Raw genomic sequence first — 2,956 nt, 5'->3', positions numbered from 1 at the left:
GCGGGGCGGTGTTCGGCAGTGCGTGGGCGGACTGCTCCGGCCGGTGGGCGCTCGGCCCGGGAGGGCTCCGGGATCCGGGCGAGCCGACCACGCGCTTTCCGGGCGACCCGCGGCAACGTGCCCGGCACGCGTGCCGGGCTGATCGCAGCAAGGGCAGGGCCTGGGCGCAGACGGCCGGTGCCGGACCTCGGGTGCCGCGGTCCTGCCGGCCACGAGAAGACGGCCGAACGGATGATCACCGCAGCCGCCACCACGAGCGTGCCGTCGTCGGGCTCGGTGATGCGGTCGCTCAGTGCGACGGCCAGCCGTCCCGTCCCGCCAGATGCAGTACCAGGGCCGCGATGTTCCACGCGTCATCCTCACCGCGATGATGGCGCCCTTCCAGGGGCAGCCCGGCGAGGGCGAGGGCCTGGGCCATACCGGGGCGCTTGCGCAGGCCGTGCACCTCGGTGAAGACCGCCTTGGCGTTGGTGTGACGGTGTCCGAAGGGATACGGCGTTCCGGTGGCCCCGCACTGCCGGGTGAACTGGTGACGGTCGTAGTCGCCCCAACTGGCCCACGGGCGCGGACCGGAGGCGTGTTCGCGGGCCAGGAGCCGGCAGGCCTCCGCGAACGTCAGTCCTCCATCGACTTCTTGCTGGGACAGCCCGGTCAACTCCGTGCAGAAGGGGCTGACTTCCGACCGGACCGGCCGCACAAGGATCCGGTGCCTCTCCACGCGCTCGGCGGTCGACAGGTCCACGACCGTCAGCCCGATCTCGATGATCTCGCTGACCGCGCCCGGGGGAGGTGAACCGGGCCAGCATGTGGCTTCGACGTCCACGACGTTCAGGAGGCCCCCGGGGCCGGTGCTGTTCATGACGGGAACCGTAAGGGTGCAGATGTGTGCGAGTCATGTCGTTTTCCCTGTACGGAGGTTCGAGAGGGGGTGGTGGAACCGAGCGTTCCGTATGAGAGTGCTGTGAATTTCCGAGTCACTTGAACACCAGGGGCCCGCCGTCCGTATGGGGCGAGGGATTTGCATGCCCGGACAGCCGACACGCGCAGGAGTAGTTCCGTGGGACGCAGCAATCGCAGACGACCGACAGGCGCACGACGTGCGACCTTCGCCGCAGTGGCCTTGATGCTCGGGGGTGGGGGCCTGGTCGCGGCGAACGTGTACGCCTCCGCCACCGAGAGCGGCACACCGCAGCAGACATCGTGGGGAGCCGTCACGATCGACTGCCCGGACGTCGGGGACACGCTCACCAGCGTCCCGGACGACTCACGGGCGGACGTGGACAAGGAGCTCGCCTCGCTGGACCAGCAGATAGCCGAGGCCTACCAGCAGCTCCAGGACCCGTCGGTGACGGACCGTGATTCCGCGCAGAGCCGGATCGTGGACCCGCTCCAGGAGAACCGCGCCGCCACGATCGAGCGCATCACCGCCGCTCTGGAACGCGCCGGAGCGCAGCCCGACGGTCTCGGCGAGATGGCCGACTGCACCCTGCGCCAGACCGAGAACCAGAACGGCGACGGCCAGGACCAGCAGCAGGGCGACCAGCAGGGCGAGGGCCAGAACCAGGACGGCCAGCAGGGCGACGGTCAGATCCAGGGGGACCAGCAGGGCAACGGCCAGGACCAGGGCGGCCAGCAGGGCAACGGCGGACAGGCCGGCAACGGCCCCGTCGCCGCGGACTACGCCGACATCAACAGCGCTCCGCCCGCCGCACAGGCGCCGCCGGCTCAGGGCGACGCCTCCCGCGGCACCTTCGTCACCAGCTGCGGTGTGAACGCGAACGGCCTGTTCAACTCGGACAACGTCATCGTCGCCCCGGGTGTCTCCAACGGCGCCCACCACTTCCACGACTACATCGGCAACCAGTCCAACACCGCCTTCGCGAGCGACCAGGACCTGGCGAACGCCGAGACGAGCTGTGTCGACCAGGGCGACAAGTCCACGTACTACTGGCCCGTGATCCGGCTCCAGAACGGCACGCAGGAACAGGACGCGGCCAAGCCCGGCGGTGGCGTCGAGGGCAACGCCGGTCAGATCGTCACGCCCAAGGAGGTCACGCTGACGTTCGTGGGCAACCCCCGCAGCAAGGTCACGGCGATGCCCCGCCTGCTGCGCATCATCACCGGTGACGCCAAGGCCTTCGTCAACGGGCCCGCCAACGCCAACGCGTCCTGGAGCTGCACCGGGTTCGAGGACCGGCAGCTGAAGGACAAGTACCCGCTGTGCCCGCAGGGCAGTGACGTGGTGCGCACCTTCAGGTTCCAGAGCTGCTGGGACGGCCGCAACATCGACAGCGCCAACCACCGCACCCACGTGGCGTTCGCCCAGAACGACGGCACCTGCCCGAACGGCTTCCAGGCCATCCCGCAGCTGGTCCAGCGGATCGTCTACGACGTCGACGCGCCGAGCCTGAACGACGGCGGCCGTACGACTCCGCTGTTCGCGGTCGACTCCTTCCCGGAGCAGCTGCACAAGCCCGTCACCGACCACGGCGACTTCATCAACGTCTTCGACGAGAAGCTGATGACCGAGATGGTCGGCTGCATCAACGACGGCCGCCAGTGCGGCGCGGGCACGGGCCAGGACGACCCGGGCAACGGCGACAATGGCGGTGACAACGGCGGGGGCGACAACGGCGGCGGTGACAACGGCAATGGTGGCGGCTCCGCCCCGGACCCCGGCGCCAGCCAGGACCCGGGTGACGGGAACGGCAGCAACACCGGTAACGGCAACGGCGGCGGCACCGGCAACGGCAACGGCTCCGAGGGCAACCCCGGAACCGGTGAGGAGCCGTCGCAGCAGCCGACCCCGACCGCCGAGGCCCCCGCGGGCGGCGAGCAGTCGACCGCCCCGGCCGACAACGAGCCGAAGACCTACAGCTCACCCACCATCCGCAGCACGACCGCCCCTTCAGCCGCGCCCTCGCCCGAGACCGGCAACGACCAGGCGGCCCAGCCC

2 protein-coding genes are annotated in these 2,956 nt (G+C 70.3%); one reads left to right on the top strand and one right to left on the bottom strand.

The genetic code is table 11. From position 1 onward, the window contains the following. Positions 1-289: 289 nt before the first annotated feature. Positions 290-859, bottom strand: a complete 570-nt coding sequence (locus EHS43_RS41595; protein ID WP_125195687.1) for a 3'-5' exonuclease — start codon at positions 857-859, stop codon at positions 290-292. A gap of 264 nt (positions 860-1,123) precedes the next feature. Between EHS43_RS41595 and EHS43_RS41590 the strand changes: the two genes are divergently transcribed. Further along, a partial coding sequence (locus EHS43_RS41590) for a DUF1996 domain-containing protein (protein WP_260470958.1) occupies positions 1,124-2,956 on the top strand: 1,833 nt, incomplete at its 3' end.

The organism is Streptomyces sp. RP5T, assembly GCF_003933965.1.
Classification (GTDB): Bacteria; Actinomycetota; Actinomycetes; order Streptomycetales; family Streptomycetaceae; genus Streptomyces.
This window is presented reverse-complemented; position numbering and strand designations above follow the sequence as displayed.

Excerpts from the sequence above, each read along its gene's own strand:
- EHS43_RS41595 (WP_125195687.1), bottom strand. The coding sequence starts at position 859 with ATGAACAGCACCGGCCCCGGGGGCCTCCTGAACGTCGTGGACGTCGAA.